Origin of the sequence: Clostridium cochlearium, from assembly GCF_900187165.1 — a bacterium.
Taxonomy (GTDB): domain Bacteria; phylum Bacillota; class Clostridia; order Clostridiales; family Clostridiaceae; genus Clostridium_G; species Clostridium_G cochlearium.
In genome coordinates this window covers 391,926-415,538 of the sequence record NZ_LT906477.1, presented here as the reverse complement: position 1 = coordinate 415,538, position 23,613 = coordinate 391,926, and the positions used below count along the sequence as shown (strand labels likewise).

The window sequence follows — 23,613 nt, the reverse complement described above, 5'->3', positions numbered from 1 at the left end:
ATTTGCAATATGACACTAACTTTTTACTAAATTTATATTTTTTTCAAAGTAAAAACTGATACTAATATTCCCCCTATTAATCCTCCAATATGTCCAAAGTTATCAACGTTAGCAACTGAAAATCCTATAATCAAATTCACAAAAATTACTGATATTATGTTATTCAAAAACTCTTTCCCAATTCTCTGTTTATATTTTAAGGCGATCATAAGACATGCTCCTAATAATCCAAATATTGCGCCAGAAGCTCCAATTGAAATATGTGGTGACATAAAATAACTTAATAAAGATGAACATATTCCTGACACAAAATATATAATTAAATATTTAGACTTTCCATATATTTTTTCTACTAAAGGACCTAAAGCGGATAGAGCGTACATATTTAAAGCTAAATGTATTAATCCTCCATGTAAAAAAATACAAGTCAACAACCTATAATATTGACCTCTATCAATTAAAGGATTCACTTTAGCCCCTAAAAATATAAGAACATTTACATTGCTATCAATTAAATTTCCGGAAAGTAGCGCTGTTATAAGGTACATAATTATGTTTATAACTATCAATGTAAAAGTTACAATATTTTCTTTACTAAATTTCTTTATCTTATTGCTTTTATTTTCATTAATATAATTGTTATTCATATAAAATGTTATTATTTCAACAAGGTCTTCTAATCCACTGCTATACTGAATTATCTTCTTTTCATTCAAGTTTATTAAAATACAATTTTCCTCAGAATAATTATCAGTATTAGAAAATTGATCTTGAAAACTATGATCCAAAAACTTAATTTTTATAAGGTTTATATTATATAAAGATATACTAGAAAATTTATTTTGTAGGTTTTCAACTATATTTAATTTAGTCCAATAATCATTGAAACTATTATAATTTTCATCACAAAATATAATAACTTCATTTATATTCTCACCAGATTTTACCAATACCCATGGGCTTATTATGTTTTCATTGTTTATATTATTTAATTCAAATAAACTGTACCTTAATGCTTTTACAGAGTTTTCAATAATAAAATTTATTGCTTCTTGAAAAGCATATCTTTCATCTGTGCTATTTATTTTCATTAAATATCTCCTTTGTATAATTATTTTCACATACTTACTATTAAACTATAGCTTCAATCACTAAATTTTTGTGTTCTAGTAAATTTATTTCATAAAACTGTACTGGTTCCCTGGTTTTACTATCATAGAGTACTCTTATCAAAGGTCTATCTGGGAACCCCCTATTTTGACGTATAACGTATCCTTCAACACCATTAGATAATTTAACACAAGCCCCCAAAGGATATATAGAAAAAGTCTCCTTAAATTTTTCAACTACATCTATATCAAACATTGTTTCTGAATTTCCAAGTATTAATTCATATGCATCGTTGGGAGAAAACTTTCTTCTATAACATCTGTCGCTACTAACAGCATCATATACATCACACAGGCTAACTACTTTAGCATATTTTGATATTTCACAACCACATAACTTATATGGGTATCCTTTTCCATCAATTCTTTCATGATGTTGCTCTACGATATCTATTATATTTTTAGAAAGTTTCTTATTGCCACTTAACAATTTCGCCCCATATAATGTATGTTTTTTTATTTCCTCAAATTCCTCATCATTTAGTTTTCCTTTTTTATTTAATATTTTTAAAGGTACTTCAGTTTTTCCTATATCATGCAAAGAAGCTCCTATGCCAAGATCTTTTAACTCCTCATCCTTAAAACCTAATGCAATTCCTAGAAAAGAAGTCATTACACATGTATCTAGAGAATGGAGGTATGTATAATTATCATATGTTTTTATATCATATAAACTTTTATTGACATCGCCAATATCTATTATATAATTCACAAGATTCTCTATTGAAGATATAACCTCTTTGAACTTTTTACCAGTATATCCATGAATATTTTTGCTAATATCCGATACACTTTTAATTGTTCTTTGTTTTAATTGTATGAATTTTTCATCTTCTACATTTATATCTTCTAGTCTGTCATCTTTTATATATATGTATAATACTCCCATTTCTTTTAATTTTGATAAATAGTTACTAGTTAATCTTACCCCTGTTTTAAGCAACATTTGGCCATCTGAAGTCAATATACTTTTTCCCAGTATCTCATTATCTTTAACTTTATCAATGAATTCAAGCCTCATAATATTTCTCCTCATTCAATTCTATTTAGATACATAAAATATAATTTCTCTCTTTATAGATAAATATTAACAATATATTACCATAACTTTGTATAATTTAAAATAGAACACATATAATTTGAATGTATTTTTTATTATAATTAACATTAAATTAAACTTTTAGAATAATTTAATACCTATTTTCACATAAGCTTATCTTTATTTTCTTCCACATATGCCATTATAACTTCTATTTGATTGTGTATTTCATTACATATATTCTGCAATTTTTCACTCATTAAATAAAAATCCTCTAAGTATTCAAGCTTTATTAGCCAAGTTGGATTGTATTCACCCTCTATTTCCTCTATAGAGCATTCATATTTTTCAAATGCCTCTGTATTAAAATAGTCTAATACAGCATTATATTTCCAATCCTCCATATCTTCTTCTATACTAAAAGCTATATTTACAAAATTTCCATCATAATAAAACTTCCTTATATATGCTGCTCCTTCTCCTAATTCATAACTTTCCATTTCTCTTAAGAATTCATTTTTTTCCACATCTTTTTCTATTAAAACTAATGATTTAAAATCCATTTATACCACTCCCTATTTACATTTATTTACTTCAATGTTATAATATATATATCCCTTTAGAGATTTATTCCTATTATATTTTATTATAAAATACCATATAAATAAAATTAGGAAAGGAATATTATTTGCATGAAGAGAAAATTAATTAATAAAAAAAATATTTTTTTATTCTTCTTTATCTTATTTTTATTTTTGATACATCAAAACCTATTTTCTAAAAAAAATAAAGATATAAAATTTGTTGTTGAACATCATATGACTAAAAAATTCACTAATATAAAAAATAAATTATATGCAATAAATAATCTTAATATTATTTTCTCTGATGGCCAAACTTCTGTTGTACAAGTTAAAGGTCTTTCTAAAAAAGCTCCTCATTCTAGTATATCTTATAAAATATTCTTAGAAAAAAATAAAAATCATTCATGGAAGGTAAAACGCCTATATAAAATAAAATAGAATAAATTTCTCTTTATAATATTAATGTATTTATTTTCTAAAATATTAGAGACAGTTTTTATATATCTTTAATTATAAAAAAGCTGTCTCTAATATTTTTATTAATAAAAACTCTATTTTTCGCTACATTCTTCGCACAAACCTTTTATTTTTATATCTAGCTCTTCTTCTATTGTAAATCCTGTTCTATTTTTTATAATTTGTTCTAATTGTTTTATTGGACAATCTATTTCAATCTCTTTATGACATACAGCACACTCTAGAATATGCTTGTGTTTATATGGGTTTATTAGATAATTATACTTACCATCTCCCACATCAAATTTATCTATTATACCTTCTTTATTAAATATCTCTAAATTTCTATATACCGTTGATAAATCAATATTAATATCTCTTTCCTTTAACTTATGGTATATATACTCTGCCGTAATAGCATCTTTATTACAACTTAGTACTTCAAGTATATTTATTCTTCCCTTTGTAACTCTTAACTTATTTTCTTTTAAAAACTTTTCAATATTCATAATATCACCTTATAAATAATTTATCTTTAAAAAAACATCATTTTCAAACCAAAAAGTATTAAAATAACTCCACCAATGTAGTCCGCATACTTTGATATAACATCTATTTTTTTTAAGTATTTTGAAATTATAAATGCTACTATACTTACAAACAAAGTTACAATACCTATAAATAAAGTATCTTTAAATCTAACTAAAGCACTTTGTACTTTATTTAAAACTGTAAACCCAACCACCATTGCATCTATACTTACAGAAATACCTAAAATTATATTCATACCTGGTTTTAATATTTTACAATCATCTTTATTATCAGTTCCCTCTTTTATCATTATAATACCAACAATACATATAACTATTCCTCCAATAATCTCAGGCATAGATGCAATATATTTATTAAATAAAAATCCTGCATATGATCCTATTATAGCAAATAAAAACTGAAAAAATCCAAAATACATTGCACAAGATGCTTTATATTTTGAATCTACATTATTATTTAATCCTATGCAAAGTGCTACACCAAATGCGTCTAAAGATAAAGCTATAGCTATTAAAAATAATGAATAGAAATTCATAAGTACCCTTCTCCTATAAAATAATAAAAATAAAGAGAACTTCTAAAATTCATATAACTTTTTGAAGTTCTCTGTTGAAAGCCATCTTATAACCTAAGTCTTAATATTTTATTCTCTTCCAAATATAATTTTACAAGTACTCAAGTCAAAGTCTTCTTCTATATTAATAACTTCTTTCTTAAAAATCAAGCTTAAAACTCTAGCTTTATATGGATTTACCGTAAAGTTTTCTATGTCAAACACTCCTGATAAAATTGTTTCTCCTTCTTCTGTTTTTAATGTAATAGGCATTTTTGTCATAGTCACTGCCTCATCTGTAGCATTTCTAACAAGCAGAGTCATAAGTAAATCTCCATTTTCATATTGAGTAATTGTAAATACTGAAATACTACCTTGTCCTCTCTCAAGTTTAGGTAATGATTCTAAAAACTCTTGAAATACTTTTATTTCACTTTCTTCTATACCTTCTGGAATAGATTCTAATTCTATATTTACATATCTAACTCCTTTAACATCATTGCTTCCAAAAACTAATTTCCAATCATCCTGTGGTATCTTATCTACAAATACATTTTCTTTTTTAAAATTAAGTTTTACAGGTATAGCCTTTCCTGATGGTATATCCCCTTCTCCTGATAAATCAAATATTTGATATGCTAATTTTTCATTTTTAGAATTTATAATGTATATTGGAACATCTTCAAAATTAATATTTTTACTTAAACCATTTGCTAAATATGCTTTAACTTCCACTTCATCGCCTTGATCAAATGCATATATTCCAGCTATGTTTATTTGTCCCTCTTTTACACTTGTAATAACCTCTCTTAATTCCTCTTCTAAATATTCCTTTTGCACATCAGAAATTTTTCTTTGAGAATCCTCATCCAAGTAAAGTTCTACATCTATATATTTTTGTGAATCATCTATTTTCTCTTTCATCTATATCCTCCAATTCTGTAAATAAAACCATTTATTTTAGTGAATAACCAATAGCTAATAATGAATAATTAAGTAGATTTTTCTTCTCTTAGCTCAAAAAATTTATACAATTAAAATTTTTTTGAAATGACAATGGAGAAAAAATATCCATAATTATTCATTGTTAATTGTTAATTATCCACTGTTCTTTCTATTCTATTGCTATAATTTCCAAATCTCCTTCTGAAGCATATTCAGCAATTTTTCTCAGTTTGTTTTCAATTTCCTTAGATAAAACTCCTGTGCTACCTATTAAAGTTATCTTACTATCTTTATTTATATTATTTCTAACAAAACTTTCTGAAGCTTCTCTATCAGCACTGCCTGCGGAATTTCCACTTAAAACTAATGGTGATCCTTCCTTAGCCGCTGCGGCTGAAGCAACTAAAGCATCTGCAAAGTTTCTTACATTATCATTGCCTCCAGCTGCTACATATATAGCATTAAAAGAAAGATTTGATTTAAAATAGTTTAACACATTTATATTTGTCTTATATCTATTTCCACCTTGGGCAACTCTTTTTCCATTAACTGATTTTACTACACTATCAGGTAATACAGCTGCCCCACCTACTGCCATAACTTCTAACTTATTTTCATCTATAACTTTTTTAACCTCTGCATCCATTTTTTTAGAATTAGAAATTAAAACAGGTATTTCTAATTTTGCTGCAATAGATGCAACGCTTAGTGCATCAGAATATCCATCTTGTCCATTTACTAATATAGCCTTCTTAGCTCCTGTTCTCTTTATAACTTCCCTTGCCACTACAGCATTAGTATCATATCTATTTCCTCCAGTTTTAGCATATCTATGTACCTTTAATCCATTGGATTGTAATTTTGATACTACTGAATCTTTTACAACTCCTTCTCCACCAACTATATATACATTTTTAGCCCCTATTTTTTTTATAGTATCTAAAACTCCACTAGTTAATTTATCCGCTTCAGTTAACAGTATAGGCGCATTTAATTTTTTTGCAAGAGGTGTAGCACTAACAGCATCTGCATAACCTTGTCCATTTACTAAAATAACATTTTCACTTTTGCTAAAAACACCTTCTGCTACCTGTCTAGCTGTATTGTATCTATCTAATCCACCTAATCTATCTAATGTTGCTGCCTTTACCATTCCCACATTAGCAGTAGTTACTAATGCCATAGATAAAACAAAGGCTCCTAAAGACTTAAAATATTTTCTTCTTAACATCAAATTCATCCTCCTTTAATAAAGACTACATTATATTCCAATACCAATTTAATGTTACCATTATTACATTATACTAGTAAAGACTTATATACAATATTTTTCTTGTAATTTAATCCAAGGAATATTTATCTATTTACCCATACTATATTACATTTTATCAGATTATAACATCAAATTAAATAATTATATTTATTACATTATCTAATTAAGATTTAAAGTACCAAAAATATATATTCTTGGTACTTTAAATTAGTTATTTATTAGCTTTTTATGAACTATCCTATTTTATGGTGTTGTATTAAGTCCTGTTACTGTCAAAGTTAGCTTAACTTTTTTATCATATTTTTCTACAGTACCATAAAAAACATAGACTCCTGATTTATTACTTTGTTTTGTTCCATAATCCCAAATAACAGGAAGCTCACTTGTACTTCCATCACTCATTTCAGCTGTAACCTTTTCAGGTAATACAAATCTTTCTCTACTTCTAGCCTCTTTATTTATATCTTCTACTTTAACTGGTAATGGTTTTACTACTAGTATTAAATCTACATCTCTATTGTATCCATTTATTTTTCCTGTAAAAGTATAAATTCCTGGCTTAGTAGTGTCAACTCTTATTAAATTCCAAGTTACAGAAACTTCCTCCATATTTCCATTACTTGCTGTTACTACTATAGTTGGTGGTGGTGTAAAGCTTTCATTTTGCCATATTTCTTTTCTTATATTTTCTGTATCCGCTACTTTTAATGGTAAATACTTTAATATTTGTTCTGTATTATAACTTACAGAAGCATTCCCTCCTAAAATACTTACATTATTTATTATTTTTGATCTCATAAAGTTTTTAGTTGTATTACTTAAATTACTTCCTGCTAAAACTATAGGTGATGCTGACTTGCAAGCCAGTGCTGATGCTGATAGGGCATCAGCAAAATCTCTTGAAGAAGCCACATATACATTACCAAAATCCAATTCATTTTGGAATGCATTTATTATATCTATATTTCTTTTATATACATCTCCACTTCCTACTCTTATTGCATTAGGAATTTTATTAAAAACTTTATTGCTTATTTGGTCTTGTCCACCTATTACATATATTTGTTCTGCTCTTCTATTACTTCTTAAAAATTTTTCAATAGAATTTGGCATATCATTTTTACCTACAGGAATTATTGCCATTTCCTTTAGTGCAGCTATGGGAGCTATGGAAACTCCATCATAGAAACTTGTGCTATTTATAACTGCTATTTGTTTTGGTCTTCCAAGTTTTTTGGCTATTTGTAAAGCTGTGTCATATCTGTCCTTTCCCCCAAGTCTTGTAACCTTTATACCTTTAGCCTTTATACCATCTTCTACATTTTGTGATATTACACCTTTTCCTCCAATTACATATACATTTTTAACTTTAAGTCTATTTAACTGCATAGATGTATATACATTTAAAACTTTGCTATTGGTTAAAAGTATAGGAGCATTTTGCTTTTTAGCAAGAGGTGCAACACTTAGAGCATCTACAAAATTATCTCCATTTACTACAATAGCCCAGTCACTTTCTTCACTCCAACCTTCTTCACATACTTTAGCTGCTGTTTCATATCTATTTTGTCCGTTAAATCTTTTAGTTGTAGTTTCTGCAGCTTCTACATTATTCCCATGAAATATGCTTATAGCTGAAATTATGAATAAAAATACTACCAATTTAAAAATATTTATTTTATCTTTATTATATTTCATTAATTATAATGCCTCCTTTATAGTAATCAATGAAAACACATTACTTATTTAAAAAAGAATTCATTGCTGCAAAAAAACTTCTATCTTTATCGTATTTATTCAAATTATTAGTAATCACATAGTATTCTATTTGCTTATTTGTTAATTCACCTTTTAAAATTCTAGCTTTTTCATTATCACTATAACTATTGCTATATTCTAGTTCTCCAATTTGTGCTTTTAATCGAGACATTGCATCTTCACATTCTGCAACTGCATTCTTATAAAAATCATATTTGTAATCTGAATACACATAGTTTATTTCATTTCTTGCTTTTCTTTTTTCTTTTTCATCAAAGGACATGTTAAGTTTAGCTTCTAATTCCATGACTTTGTCGTTCATTCTATTAGTTTTGTTAATTATTCCATATTGATTTATTACTTTTTCTAAATCTTCCTGCATCATTTTTCTAGTTTCCATAGAATACCTTGAATTTCCTATCATAGATTGAAGGTCTTTTTCACGGTTAAGAAGCTCTTTAGCTGTAAATTTTCCTCCATAAGTGGAATTGGATTTATATATAACTTCATAAGGATTATAATCACGTTTATAGTTTTCATTATCCTTTTTAAACTCTTCAACTTCATCTGAAATATCTTCTAAATCCTTATCTTTATATTCGTTTTCTATTATATTTCCAGAATTTACATCCCCATAATCATAATTTTTATTATAAGTATTCTCTTTATCAAAAATATGAGGAATATTACTTATTAAGTCTAACTGTTTTCTATCATCATCATCTAATAATGATCTCTCAATGGTTAATTTTCTAAGTTTCTTAAACTTTTTAAACTTCTCTACATCGTTTATATCATTTCCCCATACATTTAATTCCTCTAAACTCTTCAAATCCTTTAAATCCTCTATGTAAGTTATGCTATTATCATTTAAATATAGAGTTTTTAAATTATCTAACTTCTTTAAATCATCTAAACTACTTATGCTATTTTGGGATAAATCCAATTCTGTTAATGATTTTAAATCTTCTAAAAAGCTTAAACTAGATATACCTGTATGACTTAATTTTAAAGTAGTTAAACTTTTCAAATCAGATAATTCACTTAATCCACCTATATTGTAGTTATCTGATAAATCTAAATAGTAAAGATAAGTTAATTTATCAAAATCCTCAATATAACTTATATCATTTTTACTTAAATTTAAATATTTTAGATATTCTAATTTTTTAAGAGAATCTTCATGTCTTACATTATTATCACTTAAGTTCAAATATTTTAAGCTATGTAATTCTTCTAAAGGCTCTAAATCTTCCACTTTATTTCCTGATAAATTTAGGCTTTCTAAATAAAACATATCTTCTAAAGGTTCTAAATCCTGTATTTTATTATTACTTAAATTTAATTCTTTAAGGCCATCAAATAATTGTATTCCATCTATATTCTCTATGTTAAAACCAGATAAATCTAAAGTTTGTATATTCTTTACAGTAGATTTGTAAATTCTTTGATTTTCATTAGTTATACCTAGCTTTTCTCTAACAGCCTTTGCCATATTTTTATCTGTAAATTTAATTTCCTCATCCTCTATATAATTTACTATATTGTTTACATAAGCCTCAGATATAACGCCCTGTCCCCCTACAATATTTATTGTAGATATATTAGAATAGTTTTTAGATATAAAACTTTTTAATAGATTTCCATCAGATGTATTTCCTATTACAATAGGAGCTCCTTTTTTAGCCGCTAGTGCATTTACAGAAAGAGCATCTGCAAAAGCGACACCAGAAGCTATATATATTTCTCTAAAAGAATTTAAGTCACTTTCAAATTTATCAATTACATTTATGTTTCTTTCATAAATACTAGAACTATTAGATTTAGTATCTATTCTTTCCACAGCATTTTCATTGGTTTGTGAATTTTTTACATACTTTTCAAATTCACTAGCTACTTTGTCACTTATCTGAGCCCTGTCCCCTATTATGTATATTTTATTAAACACTTTTTTATATAGATATTTCTTAGTGTAATCAGATAAATTATCTTTAGAAGTTAGTATTATAGGTGCTCCTTTTTTAGCTGCTATAGGACCTACAGATAGTGCATCTGCAAAATGATTAGATGTAACTACAAATAGCGTCCCTGGATTGCCTAATCTTTCTGCAATTTTAATAGATGTTTCGTATCTGTCCCTTCCTCCAAGCCTTTCTGTGGTAATTCCCATAGATTTTATATCTTGTTCTACTTTAGATGAAATAGACCCCTGTCCCCCAATTATAAGTACTTTTTTTACTTTCATTCTAGTTAATTCTTCTCTTGTGTTTGTATTTAAAGACTTACTATTAGTCAATAAAATAGGCGCATCATGTTTCTTAGCTAATGTAACTGCACTTAATGAGTCGGGAAAATTTTCTCCAGATGCTATTATTGCATAATAAGAACTGCTCCATCCGTCCTTTGCTATTTTTGATGAAGTTTCATATCTATCGTTACCATATATTCTTACTTTAGCAGGTTTTCTTACATATTTCTTTTCTTTATCATCATCTTTCTTAGCTGCATTAACAGCACTTAATGGTTGTACAATAATAGTAGTAAGCAAAAAAGTACTACATAGGGCTTTTGTAATTTTCTTTTTCCATTTACTTTTAATCATAGGCTCGTCCTTCCTTTTTATTTTCTATTGTTATCGTAGATATTTATTAATTCTTGATAATAATATCAGGAGTTAATATTGTAATTAAAATTACTTTTCAATTTATATTTTTGCCTCGGTCTTCCTATTCTACCATATATCTGCTGAATATCTATTCTATCTTTCTCTAATAGATATTGCATATATCTATGTACTGTTTGATATGCTAATTTTGTATTTTTAGATATTTCATTTATACTCACATATCTATTATCTTCTATACTCATCATAAACTTTTCGATTTTTTCTAAGGTTTCTGCACTTATTCCCTTAGTGCACTCATTAAAATCTTTATTTACAGTTTTAAGTGTATCTCTAAATTTTAAATGAATACTTATTCTGGATATAATATCTGGTGCTTTTATTGGCTTAAGTTCAAAATCATTAGCTCCTGCTTCTATAAATTTGTCTGCAACCTTTTGATCTTCTTCCACAGTTAGCACAACTATAGGTATATCCTCAAACATTTCTTTTATTTTCTTTACTCCCTCTATTCCATTAATTTTGGGCAAATGATAATCTATAATAATTATATCTGGTTTTATAGCCTTTAATTTTTTTATTCCTTCTGTAACGCTAGTAGCAGTTATAGCTATCCAATTTTTATACTCGCATATAGCTGACATTGCAAATAGTATTTCTTTATCATCATCTATAATCAATATTTTATTTTTCCTCAAAACAACTCACTCCTCTGGTAAGGTTATTTTTATGCATGTACCTTTATTTGGTTCACTATAAATTTCTATATATCCATCATGATTTTTAATTACGTCCTTCATAAATCCAAGTCCAAACCCTGTAGATTTCTTACTGCTAAAACCATTATTCCACACTTTATCTATAAGCTCTTTTCTTATGCCTATACCATCATCTATTATTTCTATACATACATTTTGGGGTATCTTATATACGCTAATCATTATAGACCTGTCCCCTCCTATTTCATTTATAGCACTATAGGAATTATCCAAAGCATTTATTATAGCTCTTGCAAAACGCATCTTATTTACCTTTATCTTGCAATCACTTGCTGTGTTTTTATAATTTATCTTATCTGAATAAGGTAAAGGAGAAATTTGAGACAATATAAAACTAAACATTTCTTCTGTGCTTATTATATTTTTCTTTTCCTCATAAAGTATTTCAGATATCATATTGCTTAATCTATCTATGGATATTTCAATTCTATCTAAATAAGAAACTATTTTTTCATTCTGTTCCATAAGCTTGATTATACTTACTAATGCTTGTATAGATGTTAATGGCGTTTTTAAATCGTGTACTAAATTTTTTAACTCTGCATAATTCCTAGCTTTTAATGCATCTATTTTCGCCTCTGCTAATTCCTTTTCAACTCGTTTATTTTCTTCTATTGCTATAATTAATTTATGCTCATCCATTATAAGTTTTGCCATAAGTATGGAGAACATAATAAATATCAAGCAGAACATAATGGACGTTATAGAAAGTAACTCTGTACTTTCTATAAGTTCCGCAGCTATTTTTATATCCTGAGAGGTTTCACCTCTTCCAAATTTAAACTTGGAAAGCCCCGGTATAATATCCATCCACTGCACTCCCATTAATATTAAAACCATTACTAAAGACTTTTTAAAAAAGCTAATTGTAAAAAAGTTAAACTTTTTTAAAAGTATAATTGAAATTATTACAATGGATGCGGGAATACCTAAATCATATCTTATATTGTGTATATCATTTATTAATTTATATAATAATGGTATCAATGTTATAGCTATTATTCCTTCTACAACTGTAATATTTTTTTCTTTAATATATACTTCTATAGATTCTGCTATAATAAAAGTTCCCAAATAATTGGGAATTCCTCTTATAGTATTCAATATAACTAACCTAAAAGCTGCTATAACAAGCATGCTCTTATCTCCTGTTGATATGCTATATAGTAGAAGTTCATATATTTTAAAATTATTTACATTCATAAAGAATGGAAGTATAACACCAAATATAATTAAAATAATTCCACTATGAAATCGTTTCTTATCTATCAATATTCTAAAACTTTCATTATTCATATTTACTCCTCATCTTATTTCCATATACAATTATTACAATAATAGCTATCATTAAAGTAATTACTGAAAATTTATAAGAATGTTTAAAAGAATAATATATGTTTCCTGTACCTATCTTAGGAATAGTTACAGGATCTACTGGTATTCCATAGTCCACAGCTATCTTTTTTATATTTAGGAGATGTATTACTGGTATATCCTTAGATAAAAAAAGTTGTATAAGTCCTGTTTTCTCGTTCACCTTAACTTTTGTATTCTTTATTATTCCAGGGTTTATACCATCTAGCTCTAAAGTTTCACCTAAAGATACTATATTCCCCCCTACATTTATAAAAGCCTTTATTCTGTCATTATTTGCATTATATATCTGCCATCTTCTCTCTATGTTGTCTTTTAAATTATTTTCTGTTATAAAGTTTCTTCCATATCCCTCCACTCTATTTACAATCTTCTTTACATAATCATCATCCATATCATTTCCTAAATCTGATGCTCCACCAATAGATACATAATCTGCTCTATTACTTATAAACTTTTTCTTATATAAAACTTCTTCCATGTCTAGATATGTAAAATCCGGATTATTAGCTCCCCAGGTGGATGCACCAAAAGAAGCAATTACTATAGGCTTTAATTTTAAGACCTCACAACTTGACATAACCGCTATATTTAAAGCTGGAAATGATCCAGACAAATTTATACATACACTATCACCATCTTTTAAATTTAATTTTTTCATCATATGAACTATAAGTGCTGCAAAATCAGGATTGGTAGTTGTTCGCTTTGCCTCTAATGCTCCTATTGTAGTAGTTATGGAGCTTGTTTCAGCTCCAATTATTCCAGTTTCATTTATATCATATCTTTTATCTATAGGGATTTTTCTCTTTAACTTTTCTTTTTTGATCTCCTTTAAACATTCATCCATAAGAGTAGCTGCTTGAATTTTCTCTTCATGCCAATTATCTTTAACTCTTTCTCCACTTTTATTTATGTAAATAATAGATAGTGGCAATATTATTGATAAAATTATGATTATATAATCCCACTTTTTAAAAACGTTTCTTTTATACTTCATACTAATATTCCCTTCCCTAAAACTATCATTGTTAAGCTGATTATGCAGGCTACAACTATAGCAGATGAAGTAGTTTTTACTATACCTTGTCTATCCATTTCCTTTGCAATTATAGCTGGGATTATATATCCTATAACGGAAAAAACTATAGGTAATGATATAAGTCCTCCTATTCCTTCAATTAGAACTCTTAAAATAAAACTTATCATAATCATTACCGAAAATTTTCTTTTTCCATATAGTATAGTATATTTTGATAGGATATTTGTAATAACCAAAGTTAATACACTTAAAATTAGAGTTGCAATTATTCTAAGAGGTTGAGTTAAAAAAAGTGATATATATCCTGGCACTATTATTCCTCCAGGTGATACTTCTGTAACCTCGTAATATATAATGCTAAATATTATTCCTAAAATCATTGTATTATTCGCCAATAACATCACCTACTTTTTCCATATAATCTATAATTTTTTCACCACTTCCCACTATATTTCCAATACCAAATATAGCAGTATCTTTTGTTATATTCTTAAGATTAAATTCATTATTCTTATTGATTAAAACTATTTTCTCCTTTTCTACTCCCTGCTTTATAAGCTTATTTTTCATTAAACTTGTATAATATCCACTTATCCATATAATTTCGGGATTTATTTTCTTTATGACTTCTATGTGTTGTTGCATCCTATAAGGCCTGTCTCTTCTATTATTCACCATTAATATGATCTGTTTGTTATTAAAAGTTCCTTTATCTTTTAAATAGCTAAATATTTTCAATGTAGAATCTGGATCATTTATTGCAAAACCATTTATAAAAATTATTTGTGTATTATTATCCGTAACTATATTATAAATTTTTAATGCCCCAGGATCTCTTTTATAGCTTTTCATGCCTCTTAATGCCACATCTTCCTTTATGCCTAATACCTTACATACCTCTAATGCTACACTTATATTTTCTTTAAAATCTATTCCCAAATCCTCTGATATTTCCTTTGCAAGTATTACTTTTGATGACATGGATTCTCCGAGTTCTTCATAATAATCATAAAATTTCTTTTCTCCTGTTATAAAATGTCCCCTCTTAGGCATTACATTCCCTAAGGACTTTGCTACATCTTCCAAAGTGGGTCCCATTTCCTCTAAATGGTCCCTTCTTACATTAGTTACTACAGATATATCTGCATTTAATATTTTATTTTGAGATATATATTGTAGTTCTGGATTAACTGCCATACATTCAATAACTAGAATATCTGCCTTCTGTTTTTCTGCTTTTTTCAAAATTTTTATTTGCTCTCTTATATTGGCGCCACCCTTTCTTATAATAGGTTCTTCCATTCCATTTACATCTATAATTCGAGGACTTGTCCCTGTAGTTTTACAAAAAACTCTATATCCACCTTCTTTTATCCCGGCATAAATAAGTCTACAGGTAGTAGATTTTCCTCTTGTACCATTTACATGGATTATATGTTTAAAAGCCTTTCTTATATTACAATTATTCCTATATTCTAAAATTAAGAAGCATACATATGTTATTATTAAAATAATCAATATTTTTTTCATATTCATCTATCCAATCTATAAAATTTTATAACTTCATTTAATATATATAGGTGAAAATCTACTCTTTCTCTATATTCTTCGTTCATATTACTTTCTAGAGTTATAACTGGAACTTTTAATTTTTGAGATATCTCTTTATTTATAGATCCTTTTGGTGGGCTGTTTAAAAATGTAAATTTATCTTTATATTCATCATTTCTTTTTACTTGATCTAGTAGATACATAAAAACTTCTAAATTTTCCTTATTTAAATTATTGAATATCATGGCATAAGAAAATTTTTTTTCATCTCCTATAGAATTTTCTTCCCATTCATGAAGATCTAAAACTATTTTGGGCCTCTCTTTTTTTATTAAATTAAATATTTCATATGCCAATTTTTCGCTACCTGTTCCATTGGTTCTCCCTGGAAAAATTCTATTTAAATCCTGCATATAATATGGATTTCTAACTTTTTTATTACATGCATCAATATTAGCTTTCGATATTATTATTAATTTTCCTTTTTTTAGAAATTTTTGACGCCTCTATGGACGCTATCTCATTTCCATGAATACCTGATATTATAAAAATACTTTCCCCTTTTTTACCTGAATCTATAATATAACTTTCTGTTTCTAGCTCTGTTCCCTTCATAATCATTTTTTTTGTAATAGTTTCTTCTTTAGTAGAATTCACCCCTTTAAAAATCATTATTAAAATCATTATTAAAATAGCTATTTTATATTTTTTAATTTTATTAATTCTCATTATAGAAATCTCCTAGCAATTATTAGTTAATTTAAATTAATAATATTATTTGTAGTCATAAATAAATCTATTTAAATTGGACATACCCTCGGCAACATATACTATTTATACGTACCGAGGGTATAATTTTATTTTATCTAGGGAAGAGGATTTAAAAAATTGCCTAATCCTTTAGTTAATAGCTCTTCATAAGATGGTATATTTTCTATAATTATTCCTTTACTTTCATTCCCCTTTGTGTATGCCTTTGCTAATTCATTAATTCCTGTTATATGTCTTCCCACTCTTTCTTCTATAGGATGACCATTTTCATCATAAGGCACAAACAACCTTCCTAATTTAGCTGCCTTTACATAAGCCTTATCCTTTCCCGTAACTACTAAATCTTCATCTGTTCTCCCCCTTAATCTACCTTGCGCTGCATTAGCAGTCTCCATAAGTACAGCCATAGTATCTGTAAAATCACCTAGTTCCCTATGAGTAAGTCCACGAAGATTTTTAGGTGAAGGCTCTAATCCCATTTGTATTCCTTGCAATTGAAGATTTATAACCGCTTGGGATGCTATAGGCATAGCTCTTTCATGAGATACTGTAGCATTTATAACAGGATATTCTGGAGAAGCCTCATGTAAATCTATAGTTACATCTATTTTTTCTTCTTTAATAAGTTTTGTTATTCCAAAACAAACTTTTTCTGTTAGAGTACCATCTTCTCTTCCAGGATATCCTCTATTAATATTTCTAGTTTCACTTCCTGAAAGACTCTGACCTGATGCTGCATGAATATATACATCTGGATCTGGCCATTGATCTATTGGATTTGTAGCTCTTGAACCATATCTGAACCATCTATCTCCATGTGGAGTTTTTATGGTAAACTTTTGTGGAGATCCTTCCTGAGAGTCATTATGAGTAAATCCACTATTATTGGTTCTTGGAATTACATACAAAGTACCTTTTTTAGGTTTCGCGTTTTCAATTAAGGTAACAGCTGCCATAAATCCTGAAGGTTCATTAGGATGAGTACCTCCAAGCACAAGCATTTTCCCACCTTCTTCTTCACCTTTTAAAACGTATATCTTTGTATCTCCATTACTTCCTTTTAATCCTGGAAAATAATCACTTAACATTTTCTGTTCAGTTATACCTGGCCCCTGTACTATAGGTTCCTCCTCATGCATTTTTAGAAAGGACTTTCCAGCTACCACATCACATAATAAGGAGAGACATAAAAATATTATTGCCGTAATTTTACTACCTTTCACAACTTTCCCTCCATTCTATTTAATCATTAATATCCTAAGCACTAATGGAATTACTACTAAAGCTGCATTTGCCTGCTGCTTTATATCTTTTTCTTCGAATAAATTCCATACAGTAAATATAAGTACTATAGCCACTAACAATCTATATATTAGAGTCATAATATCACACTCCTTATTTAATATATAAAAGAAGCAATCTCTTTAGCAAAAGCTATAAATATCAATCCATATACCAAAATAAATAATGCTGGTACCATGCACTTTTTTAAAACTTTCACATAATTTTCTTCCCCAACTACTTGTGCTGCAAAAATTCCTGCTAACGCTGTTGGTGGAACTAGGTCTCCTAAACCAGCTATAAAAGATAAAGCCGAAGCTGTAACTATTTCATTCTTTCCGAGTAAAGCTAATAAGAAAGGAACACCTAGTACAGAAGCTGATCCAAAAGAAGATACTGCTCCAAAGGCTGGTATAGCAATAGCTATTCCCAAATATAATAATACTGATGGAAGACTTATACAATTTACAACTATAAATCCTCTTACACCAGTTAAGGTCATAACCTGGATAAACATTCCAACACCCATTAATATTCCTAAAACCGGCAAAGCTTCTTTAATAGCTTCTTTACAACTTTTTACTATACTTATTTTTTCTCCAGTAAATAATCCTATTACACTTCCTATAGCAAAAATAAGCGGCATTCCTAAATCAGGTATATACTTTGGTAATGCTTTTGTAAGTATCATTAAAAGTAAAACAACTATTATTGGAATATATAGCTTAAACCCATACTTTTGACTTTCTTCTAAATTTAAACTTGAAGCTACTTTATCATAATTAAATCCCTTGGTATATTTATATCCATAGTATAATACAGTAAAAATAGCAGTAGGTATAGTCAACAATAGCAGAGGTATTCCAAATCCTACATAAGGAATATCTATTCCTCCTCCAATTATCATAGCAGGTATATTTACTGGTGGAGCAATCATTCCAAGTATTCCACCTATAGCAATTATAGCTGCTACTTCTAACTTTGGTATTCCTATTATCATAAGAACTGGTGCCATTAAACTTCCTGCACTTATTACTGATGCTGTAGATGAACCTGTTATCATTCCAGGAAACATTACAATAAACATTAAAAGTATCAAAAGTAATGCAGGTTTTTTGTGAAATCTACTAATTATACTAGAACTTAAAGCATCTAGTGCTCCTGAATCTTGAATTATTTTCATAAATATCATAGCCGTAGCTATTACTAATATAGTATCTATATAACCAAAGGTGCCTTCTACTAAATGCCTTATTGGTATACCTTTACCAGCTATTAGTGTTCCCGTCATGGAAGCTAACACCATAGAAATACTTACAGGCAATTTGAGTAAAAAACATCCCAATATAAATACTAGAACCATTGCAATAAATATTATAAATTCTATTTGCAATTGTATCCCTCCTCAAATATGAGATTAGGGAGGAGCATCCCCCCTACTCATTTTATTTAAATGCCTTTTTTAAGGGTGTCATCACATCTGATATACTTTTTACTGATTCCATAGGTATATCTTTTTCTTTTACCATTTTAGTAAATAGTCCATCTTTATTACCATCTTCTACAACTACTACATAATTTGCATTTTCTATAGATGGTGCTATAAACTTATCAGAAAGTTCTCCTCTTCTATTTTCCCCTCCAACATGAAGAGTAACTATAACCATACCTTTTTCTTTAGCTGCATTTATAAGCTCTTTTGCTCTCTTTAGTTCATCTTCTACCTTAATTCCTGCTGCTCCTAATCCTTTAGAACTTCCCCCTACCGCTAAAACAAGAGTTTTTTCTTCTTTAATATCAGCAGGTGTCGCTACTTTATTTAAAGTATATTTTAATCCGGCATTATCCATTAAGGCTTTAACCATTTCAACATCTGCACTTTGTCCAACAGAAGTTAAAAGAGCTGGTTGTTCAGCTATTGCAGCTTCGAGTCCATTAACCTCTTCTTTTTTGCCATCTTCTTTACTTTCTGTTTGCTTAGTATCTTCTTTACTTCCTTCAGAACTAGAATCTCCTGAGCCGCAAGCAACTAGTGATAATGTAAGCATTGCTGATATAGTTATTAATAATATTTTTTTTATCTTTCCTTTAATCATTTAAATCTCCTCCTAAGTCCCTGTTTAAATATATCTCAAATTATAATAATGATTTTTAGAAACCTACAGCTTGACCATCTCTTCTTGGATCAGCTCCACCATGTAATTCTCCTGATGATTCCATCATTACACCTTGTACTCCTCCAAAGAAAAGATCATATTCTCCTTTTATGTCAACTTCGTGTCCTTTATTTTTAAGTCCTTCTATAACCTTTTCATCTATTCCACCTTCTAAAGATAATTTTCCATCTTTATCATACATTCTTGGAGTATTTATAGCTTCCTGAATATCCATACCATGATCTACAATATTGCTTATTACTTGAGCTACTGTTGGTATAATTCTTGTAGCCCCTGGTGAACCTATAGTCATAAATGGCTTTCCATCTTTAAGAATTAAAGTTGGTGTCATACTGCTTAATGGTTTCTTACCTGGTTCTATAGAATTTGAAAGACCTGGTTTAAAATCAAAATCATCCATTTCATCATTTAAAAGTATTCCTGTTCCAGGAACAGCTACACAAGATCCAAAGAAGTGATTTATAGTCTTTGTAACAGCAACCATATTTCCTTCCTTGTCCATTATTGAATAGTGAGTGGTACTTCCACTTTCATATTTATTTGGATTTCCTGCTTCCACCTTTTGTGTAGCTTTATCTTTATCTATTTTTTCATAAAGCTCTTTAGCATAATCCTTTGATGTTAATCCTGCTAGAGGAACTTTAACAAAGTCAGTGTCTGCCATATATTTTCCTCTATCAGCAAATATTAATTTTGACGCCTCTGACCAAGCATGTAATGATTGTTCAGTGTTTACTCCCATAGATTTCAAATCATAATTTTCCATAATATTTAACAGTTGAATTACATGAGCTCCCCCTGAACTAGATGGAGGTGCAGAAACAATTTCATATCCCTTATAAGTTCCTTTTACAGGTTTTCTTACTTTCACTTCATATTTTGCTAAATCTTCTAGTGTAATTATTCCACCTTGTTTTTGGACCTCATTAACTATGCTTTCTGCGATTTTTCCTTTATAAAATGCGTCTTTTCCTTCTTTTGCTATGATTTTCAAAGTATTGGATAAGTCTTTATTAGTTATGGTATCTCCCTCTTCAAAAGGAAGTCCATCTTTTAAATATATTGCCTTAGTGGCTTCAAATTTATTTATATTATCAAAATTATCTTTTATCATATTAGAAAAATTTTCAGTAACCTTGAAACCATTTTCAGCTAAATCTATAGCTGGTTGCATAACTTCTTCTCTACTCATAGTTCCATACTTTTCTAATGCCATTAAAAGTCCTGCTACATCTCCTGGTACAGCTACTGACTTACCTCCTATAACGGATTCATTGTTTACTACTTTTCCTTTATCATCTAACTTATACATATCTGGAGTAGCTTTGCCTGGTGCAACTTCTCTAAAGTCTAAAAACACTTCTTCTCCTGTCTTTGCAAATCTTACAAGCATAAATCCCCCACCACCAATGCCTGAAGCATTTGGTTCTACAACTCCTAATGCAAATGCTGTAGCCACTGCTGCATCTATTGCATTTCCTCCTTTTTTCATTATGTCTACTCCTACTTGAGAAGCCTCAGGTTTTGCAGAAGCAACTACTCCGTTTTTACCCTTTGCATCCCTTTTTGAGCTTTTATCTTCTTTTTGTTCTTGCTGTTTTTCTTTATTGTCTTCTTGTGGTTTATTGCCACATGCTGTAAAGCTCATGCTAAAAACTAAAACAAGCATCATAGAAATACATATTAGCAATTTCTTTTTAGGTTGTTTTTTCATTGTCTTCCCCCTCCTTAAATAAGGAAATTTATATTTCTTTATTTTCCCTTATATTAATCATAGTATCTATTTGAAATAATTACTACTTATTCTCTTATTTCTCTTTAGAATATTCAGAAAAAATAAATATACCTTGATGAATAAAGCAACTTTAAAAATTCATCAAGGTATATCTGCATTCTCTACTTAATTATATTAGCATCTATTTTTTTATTCTCCACATATCTATATATTGGTAATTCGTCATTTATTTCTGCTGGAAATATATTAAACTTAACAAAGCTATCTTCAGCATCTGGTTCTAAGCACATAGCTATTAAATTTGCATTTGGTTGATCCATTGTAAATACATAACTTCCTTTAGGAAAAGTTACATTCTTTTTACTTACATCCACAGTAACATCATTTCTTAGGTGACCTTCATAATAATTTGTATCAACCTTTTTATCCTTAACCTTGTAGGCTTCAACTGGAAGTTCCATATCCTTGTTTAACTTTCTTACAGCTACTCCTGAATAAGATAATCTCTTAGCTGCTTCATGATATGCTGGAGGAAGTATATATGCTGTTGGTCTTACCCTTTCTAAAGTAGTAATTGCTTCTTTACTACTAAACACTTCTACGTCTAATTTTATTTTTTCTCCTGTTTCTGCATCTATAACATCCACTTTTTCATTAGAAACTTTTTTATGTTTATCTTTTAGTACCAATTTATCATTTAAATTAATAGTCTTACCTAATTCAGTTATTTCTTTTCGTGCATTATCTATAGTTTTCTTTATCAACTCTGCATTATTGGCAGTAGTTCGTATTATATTCTGAATCGATATTATTTGACTTAAAACTCTTCTTTCAAAATTTTCCTTTCCTATGCCTATACCTCTTGATTCAACTAAAAATGAAAATGAGGGTTGAAGTCCATAAGCATTTCTTCCAATCTTCGAATCTGTACCAGCTTCAAATATACTTACTTTATTTCCATCTTCACTGGTTGTATAATAATCAAAACTTGAAAATCCTCTAGAATTTAAATCTTTTTGAACATTACTTACAAATAAATCATCAGAAATCTTTCTTACTTCTTTTGGTATGTTTAAATTTCTAGCAGAAGAAATTAATATGTCATGATATGCTAAAGCTCCTTTTTTTCCTATACTTTCAAAGTTACCATAAACCCAATATTCATGAGCATCTATTGCAACTTCTGGTTTAAACTTATTAAAAGTTTCATGAGCTAATATAGTTTCTTGTATATCATATTTTAAATGATCCCTATTGCTATCTAACTTTGATGCTGTTGGTCTTTGGAAATAAAAAGACCCGTCCCCATTAAACCTTGGAAGTATAACCACTGAAACCTTTCCTAACACTTCATCTCCTAGTTTTCCTGCAAGATTTTTAGCTACTGCTAAAGCTCCTTCTCCTCCTGCTGGTTCATTACCATGTATTTGCCCTTGAAGCCATATAATCGGTTTTTCTAATTTTAATATGTCTGCTGCATTAGAATAGGATGGATTACTAAATATTAATAAAGGAATTGGTTTACCTTCTTGAGTTTGTCCAATAATTGAAACCTTCATATGATCACTATTTTTTTGAAGGTCATAAATAAATTCCATCATTTCATCATGAGAAGTAAAATCTAATTTGCCTTCTTTAAAAGCTGGAGTTAATATAGCTCCTACTGGCTTTTTGAAATATTTTTCAATTATACTTTTAGGTTGTTTGTAATAATCATTTGGTGCATATGGAGCTGCAAATACCTGAGAAAATGGTGATAAGGCTAATAATAATGCTAAAACTGTAGCTGTTATTACCTTGTTAATTCTTTCTTTTGTAAACACTAGAACACTTCCTTTCACTTTTATATTTTTCTGATTATTCTTAATATATTTAATTGTAATATTCTTCATATGGTATGTCAACATTTAGTTTATAATTTTCATTATCTTATATAATATTACTTTTAGAT

Annotated in this window: 23 protein-coding genes; 1 reads left to right on the top strand and 22 read right to left on the bottom strand. The window is 28.4% G+C overall.

What is annotated here, in order from left to right; translation table 11 throughout:
* Positions 1–32: 32 nt before the first annotated feature.
* The 3 genes from CKV72_RS02005 to CKV72_RS01995 form a co-directional block, all read right to left on the bottom strand.
* Positions 33–1,091: a rhomboid family intramembrane serine protease gene (locus CKV72_RS02005; protein ID WP_169712337.1), complete on the bottom strand. Its 1,059-nt coding sequence runs from the start codon at positions 1,089–1,091 to the stop codon at positions 33–35.
* 40 nt (positions 1,092–1,131) lie between these two features.
* Complete coding sequence (locus tag CKV72_RS02000) at positions 1,132–2,190, bottom strand: HD-GYP domain-containing protein (RefSeq protein WP_168944142.1); 1,059 nt, start codon at positions 2,188–2,190, stop codon at positions 1,132–1,134.
* Between the two features lie 182 nt (positions 2,191–2,372).
* Positions 2,373–2,771 carry a DUF6762 family protein gene (locus tag CKV72_RS01995; protein WP_089867329.1) on the bottom strand — a complete coding sequence of 133 codons (399 nt, stop codon included), beginning with the start codon at positions 2,769–2,771 and terminating at the stop codon, positions 2,373–2,375.
* A gap of 129 nt (positions 2,772–2,900) precedes the next feature.
* Here CKV72_RS01995 and CKV72_RS01990 point away from each other — a divergent pair, with 129 nt between their 5' ends.
* Positions 2,901–3,230 (top strand): hypothetical protein, encoded by a 330-nt coding sequence (locus tag CKV72_RS01990; protein WP_095177336.1) that lies wholly within the window; start codon positions 2,901–2,903, stop codon positions 3,228–3,230.
* A 113-nt stretch (positions 3,231–3,343) separates the two neighbouring features.
* On the opposite strand, the gene CKV72_RS01985 is transcribed toward CKV72_RS01990, so the two are convergent.
* The 19 genes from CKV72_RS01985 to CKV72_RS01900 form a co-directional block, all read right to left on the bottom strand.
* Entirely contained in the window at positions 3,344–3,757 is a 414-nt protein-coding gene (locus CKV72_RS01985; RefSeq protein ID WP_089867335.1) for a Fur family transcriptional regulator, read from the bottom strand.
* A 26-nt stretch (positions 3,758–3,783) separates the two neighbouring features.
* Positions 3,784–4,335, bottom strand: a complete 552-nt coding sequence (locus tag CKV72_RS01980; protein ID WP_095177335.1) for a manganese efflux pump MntP — start codon at positions 4,333–4,335, stop codon at positions 3,784–3,786.
* Positions 4,336–4,443: 108 nt separating this feature from the next.
* The gene (locus CKV72_RS01975; protein WP_089867341.1) at positions 4,444–5,277 is read right to left on the bottom strand and encodes an SLAP domain-containing protein; all 834 of its coding nucleotides are present in this window, start codon (positions 5,275–5,277) and stop codon (positions 4,444–4,446) included.
* Between the two features lie 190 nt (positions 5,278–5,467).
* Positions 5,468–6,529, bottom strand: coding sequence for a cell wall-binding repeat-containing protein (locus CKV72_RS01970; protein ID WP_095177334.1), 1,062 nt, complete (start codon positions 6,527–6,529; stop codon positions 5,468–5,470).
* A gap of 285 nt (positions 6,530–6,814) precedes the next feature.
* Positions 6,815–8,269, bottom strand: coding sequence for a cell wall-binding repeat-containing protein (locus CKV72_RS01965; RefSeq protein ID WP_095177333.1), 1,455 nt, complete (start codon positions 8,267–8,269; stop codon positions 6,815–6,817).
* 40 nt (positions 8,270–8,309) lie between these two features.
* Positions 8,310–10,931 (bottom strand): cell wall-binding repeat-containing protein, encoded by a 2,622-nt coding sequence (locus CKV72_RS01960; protein WP_095177332.1) that lies wholly within the window; start codon positions 10,929–10,931, stop codon positions 8,310–8,312.
* Between the two features lie 65 nt (positions 10,932–10,996).
* Entirely contained in the window at positions 10,997–11,650 is a 654-nt protein-coding gene (locus tag CKV72_RS01955) for a response regulator (protein ID WP_095177331.1), read from the bottom strand.
* A gap of 6 nt (positions 11,651–11,656) precedes the next feature.
* The gene (locus CKV72_RS01950) at positions 11,657–13,027 is read right to left on the bottom strand and encodes a sensor histidine kinase (RefSeq protein WP_095177330.1); all 1,371 of its coding nucleotides are present in this window, start codon (positions 13,025–13,027) and stop codon (positions 11,657–11,659) included.
* Positions 13,020–14,105, bottom strand: a complete 1,086-nt coding sequence (gene pgsW, locus CKV72_RS01945) for a poly-gamma-glutamate system protein (protein WP_095177329.1) — start codon at positions 14,103–14,105, stop codon at positions 13,020–13,022. The genes CKV72_RS01950 and pgsW overlap by 8 nt, the downstream gene beginning before the upstream one ends.
* A complete protein-coding gene (pgsC, locus tag CKV72_RS01940) occupies positions 14,102–14,542 on the bottom strand; it encodes a poly-gamma-glutamate biosynthesis protein PgsC (protein WP_095177328.1) in 441 nt (146 codons plus the stop codon). Before pgsC ends, pgsW begins: the two co-directional genes overlap by 4 nt.
* Positions 14,532–15,677 (bottom strand): poly-gamma-glutamate synthase PgsB, encoded by a 1,146-nt coding sequence (pgsB, locus tag CKV72_RS01935; RefSeq protein WP_157726520.1) that lies wholly within the window; start codon positions 15,675–15,677, stop codon positions 14,532–14,534. The genes pgsC and pgsB overlap by 11 nt, the downstream gene beginning before the upstream one ends.
* 2 nt (positions 15,678–15,679) lie before the next feature.
* Positions 15,680–16,150, bottom strand: coding sequence for a M14 family metallopeptidase (locus CKV72_RS01930; protein WP_242955755.1), 471 nt, complete (start codon positions 16,148–16,150; stop codon positions 15,680–15,682).
* Between the two features lies 1 nt (position 16,151).
* Positions 16,152–16,427, bottom strand: a complete 276-nt coding sequence (locus CKV72_RS01925) for a hypothetical protein (protein WP_095177325.1) — start codon at positions 16,425–16,427, stop codon at positions 16,152–16,154.
* A gap of 137 nt (positions 16,428–16,564) precedes the next feature.
* On the bottom strand, positions 16,565–17,692 hold the full coding sequence (locus tag CKV72_RS01920; RefSeq protein WP_095177324.1) for a M14 family metallopeptidase: 1,128 nt from the start codon (positions 17,690–17,692) through the stop codon (positions 16,565–16,567).
* A gap of 15 nt (positions 17,693–17,707) precedes the next feature.
* A complete protein-coding gene (locus CKV72_RS12075; protein WP_157726519.1) occupies positions 17,708–17,851 on the bottom strand; it encodes a hypothetical protein in 144 nt (47 codons plus the stop codon).
* A gap of 17 nt (positions 17,852–17,868) precedes the next feature.
* Positions 17,869–19,143 carry a TRAP transporter large permease subunit gene (locus CKV72_RS01915; protein ID WP_095177323.1) on the bottom strand — a complete coding sequence of 425 codons (1,275 nt, stop codon included), beginning with the start codon at positions 19,141–19,143 and terminating at the stop codon, positions 17,869–17,871.
* 52 nt (positions 19,144–19,195) lie between these two features.
* A complete protein-coding gene (locus tag CKV72_RS01910) occupies positions 19,196–19,846 on the bottom strand; it encodes a DUF6305 family protein (protein ID WP_197696947.1) in 651 nt (216 codons plus the stop codon).
* A 55-nt stretch (positions 19,847–19,901) separates the two neighbouring features.
* Positions 19,902–21,641 carry a gamma-glutamyltransferase gene (gene ggt / locus CKV72_RS01905; RefSeq protein WP_197696946.1) on the bottom strand — a complete coding sequence of 580 codons (1,740 nt, stop codon included), beginning with the start codon at positions 21,639–21,641 and terminating at the stop codon, positions 19,902–19,904.
* Positions 21,642–21,823: 182 nt separating this feature from the next.
* Positions 21,824–23,485 (bottom strand): M14 family metallopeptidase, encoded by a 1,662-nt coding sequence (locus tag CKV72_RS01900; protein ID WP_157726518.1) that lies wholly within the window; start codon positions 23,483–23,485, stop codon positions 21,824–21,826.
* Positions 23,486–23,613: the final 128 nt, after the last annotated feature.

Excerpts from the sequence above, each read along its gene's own strand:
- ggt (WP_197696946.1), bottom strand. The coding sequence starts at position 21,641 with ATGAAAAAACAACCTAAAAAGAAATTGCTAATATGTATTTCTATGATG.
- CKV72_RS01960 (WP_095177332.1), bottom strand. The coding sequence starts at position 10,931 with ATGATTAAAAGTAAATGGAAAAAGAAAATTACAAAAGCCCTATGTAGT.
- CKV72_RS02005 (WP_169712337.1), bottom strand. The coding sequence starts at position 1,091 with ATGAAAATAAATAGCACAGATGAAAGATATGCTTTTCAAGAAGCAATA.
- CKV72_RS01980 (WP_095177335.1), bottom strand. The coding sequence starts at position 4,335 with ATGAATTTCTATTCATTATTTTTAATAGCTATAGCTTTATCTTTAGAC.
- CKV72_RS01965 (WP_095177333.1), bottom strand. The coding sequence starts at position 8,269 with ATGAAATATAATAAAGATAAAATAAATATTTTTAAATTGGTAGTATTT.
- CKV72_RS01990 (WP_095177336.1), top strand. The coding sequence starts at position 2,901 with ATGAAGAGAAAATTAATTAATAAAAAAAATATTTTTTTATTCTTCTTT.
- CKV72_RS01925 (WP_095177325.1), bottom strand. The coding sequence starts at position 16,427 with ATGAGAATTAATAAAATTAAAAAATATAAAATAGCTATTTTAATAATG.
- CKV72_RS01950 (WP_095177330.1), bottom strand. The coding sequence starts at position 13,027 with ATGAATAATGAAAGTTTTAGAATATTGATAGATAAGAAACGATTTCAT.
- pgsB (WP_157726520.1), bottom strand. The coding sequence starts at position 15,677 with ATGAAAAAAATATTGATTATTTTAATAATAACATATGTATGCTTCTTA.
- pgsW (WP_095177329.1), bottom strand. The coding sequence starts at position 14,105 with ATGAAGTATAAAAGAAACGTTTTTAAAAAGTGGGATTATATAATCATA.
- CKV72_RS01910 (WP_197696947.1), bottom strand. The coding sequence starts at position 19,846 with ATGATTAAAGGAAAGATAAAAAAAATATTATTAATAACTATATCAGCA.
- CKV72_RS01985 (WP_089867335.1), bottom strand. The coding sequence starts at position 3,757 with ATGAATATTGAAAAGTTTTTAAAAGAAAATAAGTTAAGAGTTACAAAG.
- CKV72_RS01995 (WP_089867329.1), bottom strand. The coding sequence starts at position 2,771 with ATGGATTTTAAATCATTAGTTTTAATAGAAAAAGATGTGGAAAAAAAT.
- CKV72_RS02000 (WP_168944142.1), bottom strand. The coding sequence starts at position 2,190 with ATGAGGCTTGAATTCATTGATAAAGTTAAAGATAATGAGATACTGGGA.
- CKV72_RS12075 (WP_157726519.1), bottom strand. The coding sequence starts at position 17,851 with ATGACTCTAATATATAGATTGTTAGTGGCTATAGTACTTATATTTACT.
- CKV72_RS01970 (WP_095177334.1), bottom strand. The coding sequence starts at position 6,529 with ATGTTAAGAAGAAAATATTTTAAGTCTTTAGGAGCCTTTGTTTTATCT.
- CKV72_RS01975 (WP_089867341.1), bottom strand. The coding sequence starts at position 5,277 with ATGAAAGAGAAAATAGATGATTCACAAAAATATATAGATGTAGAACTT.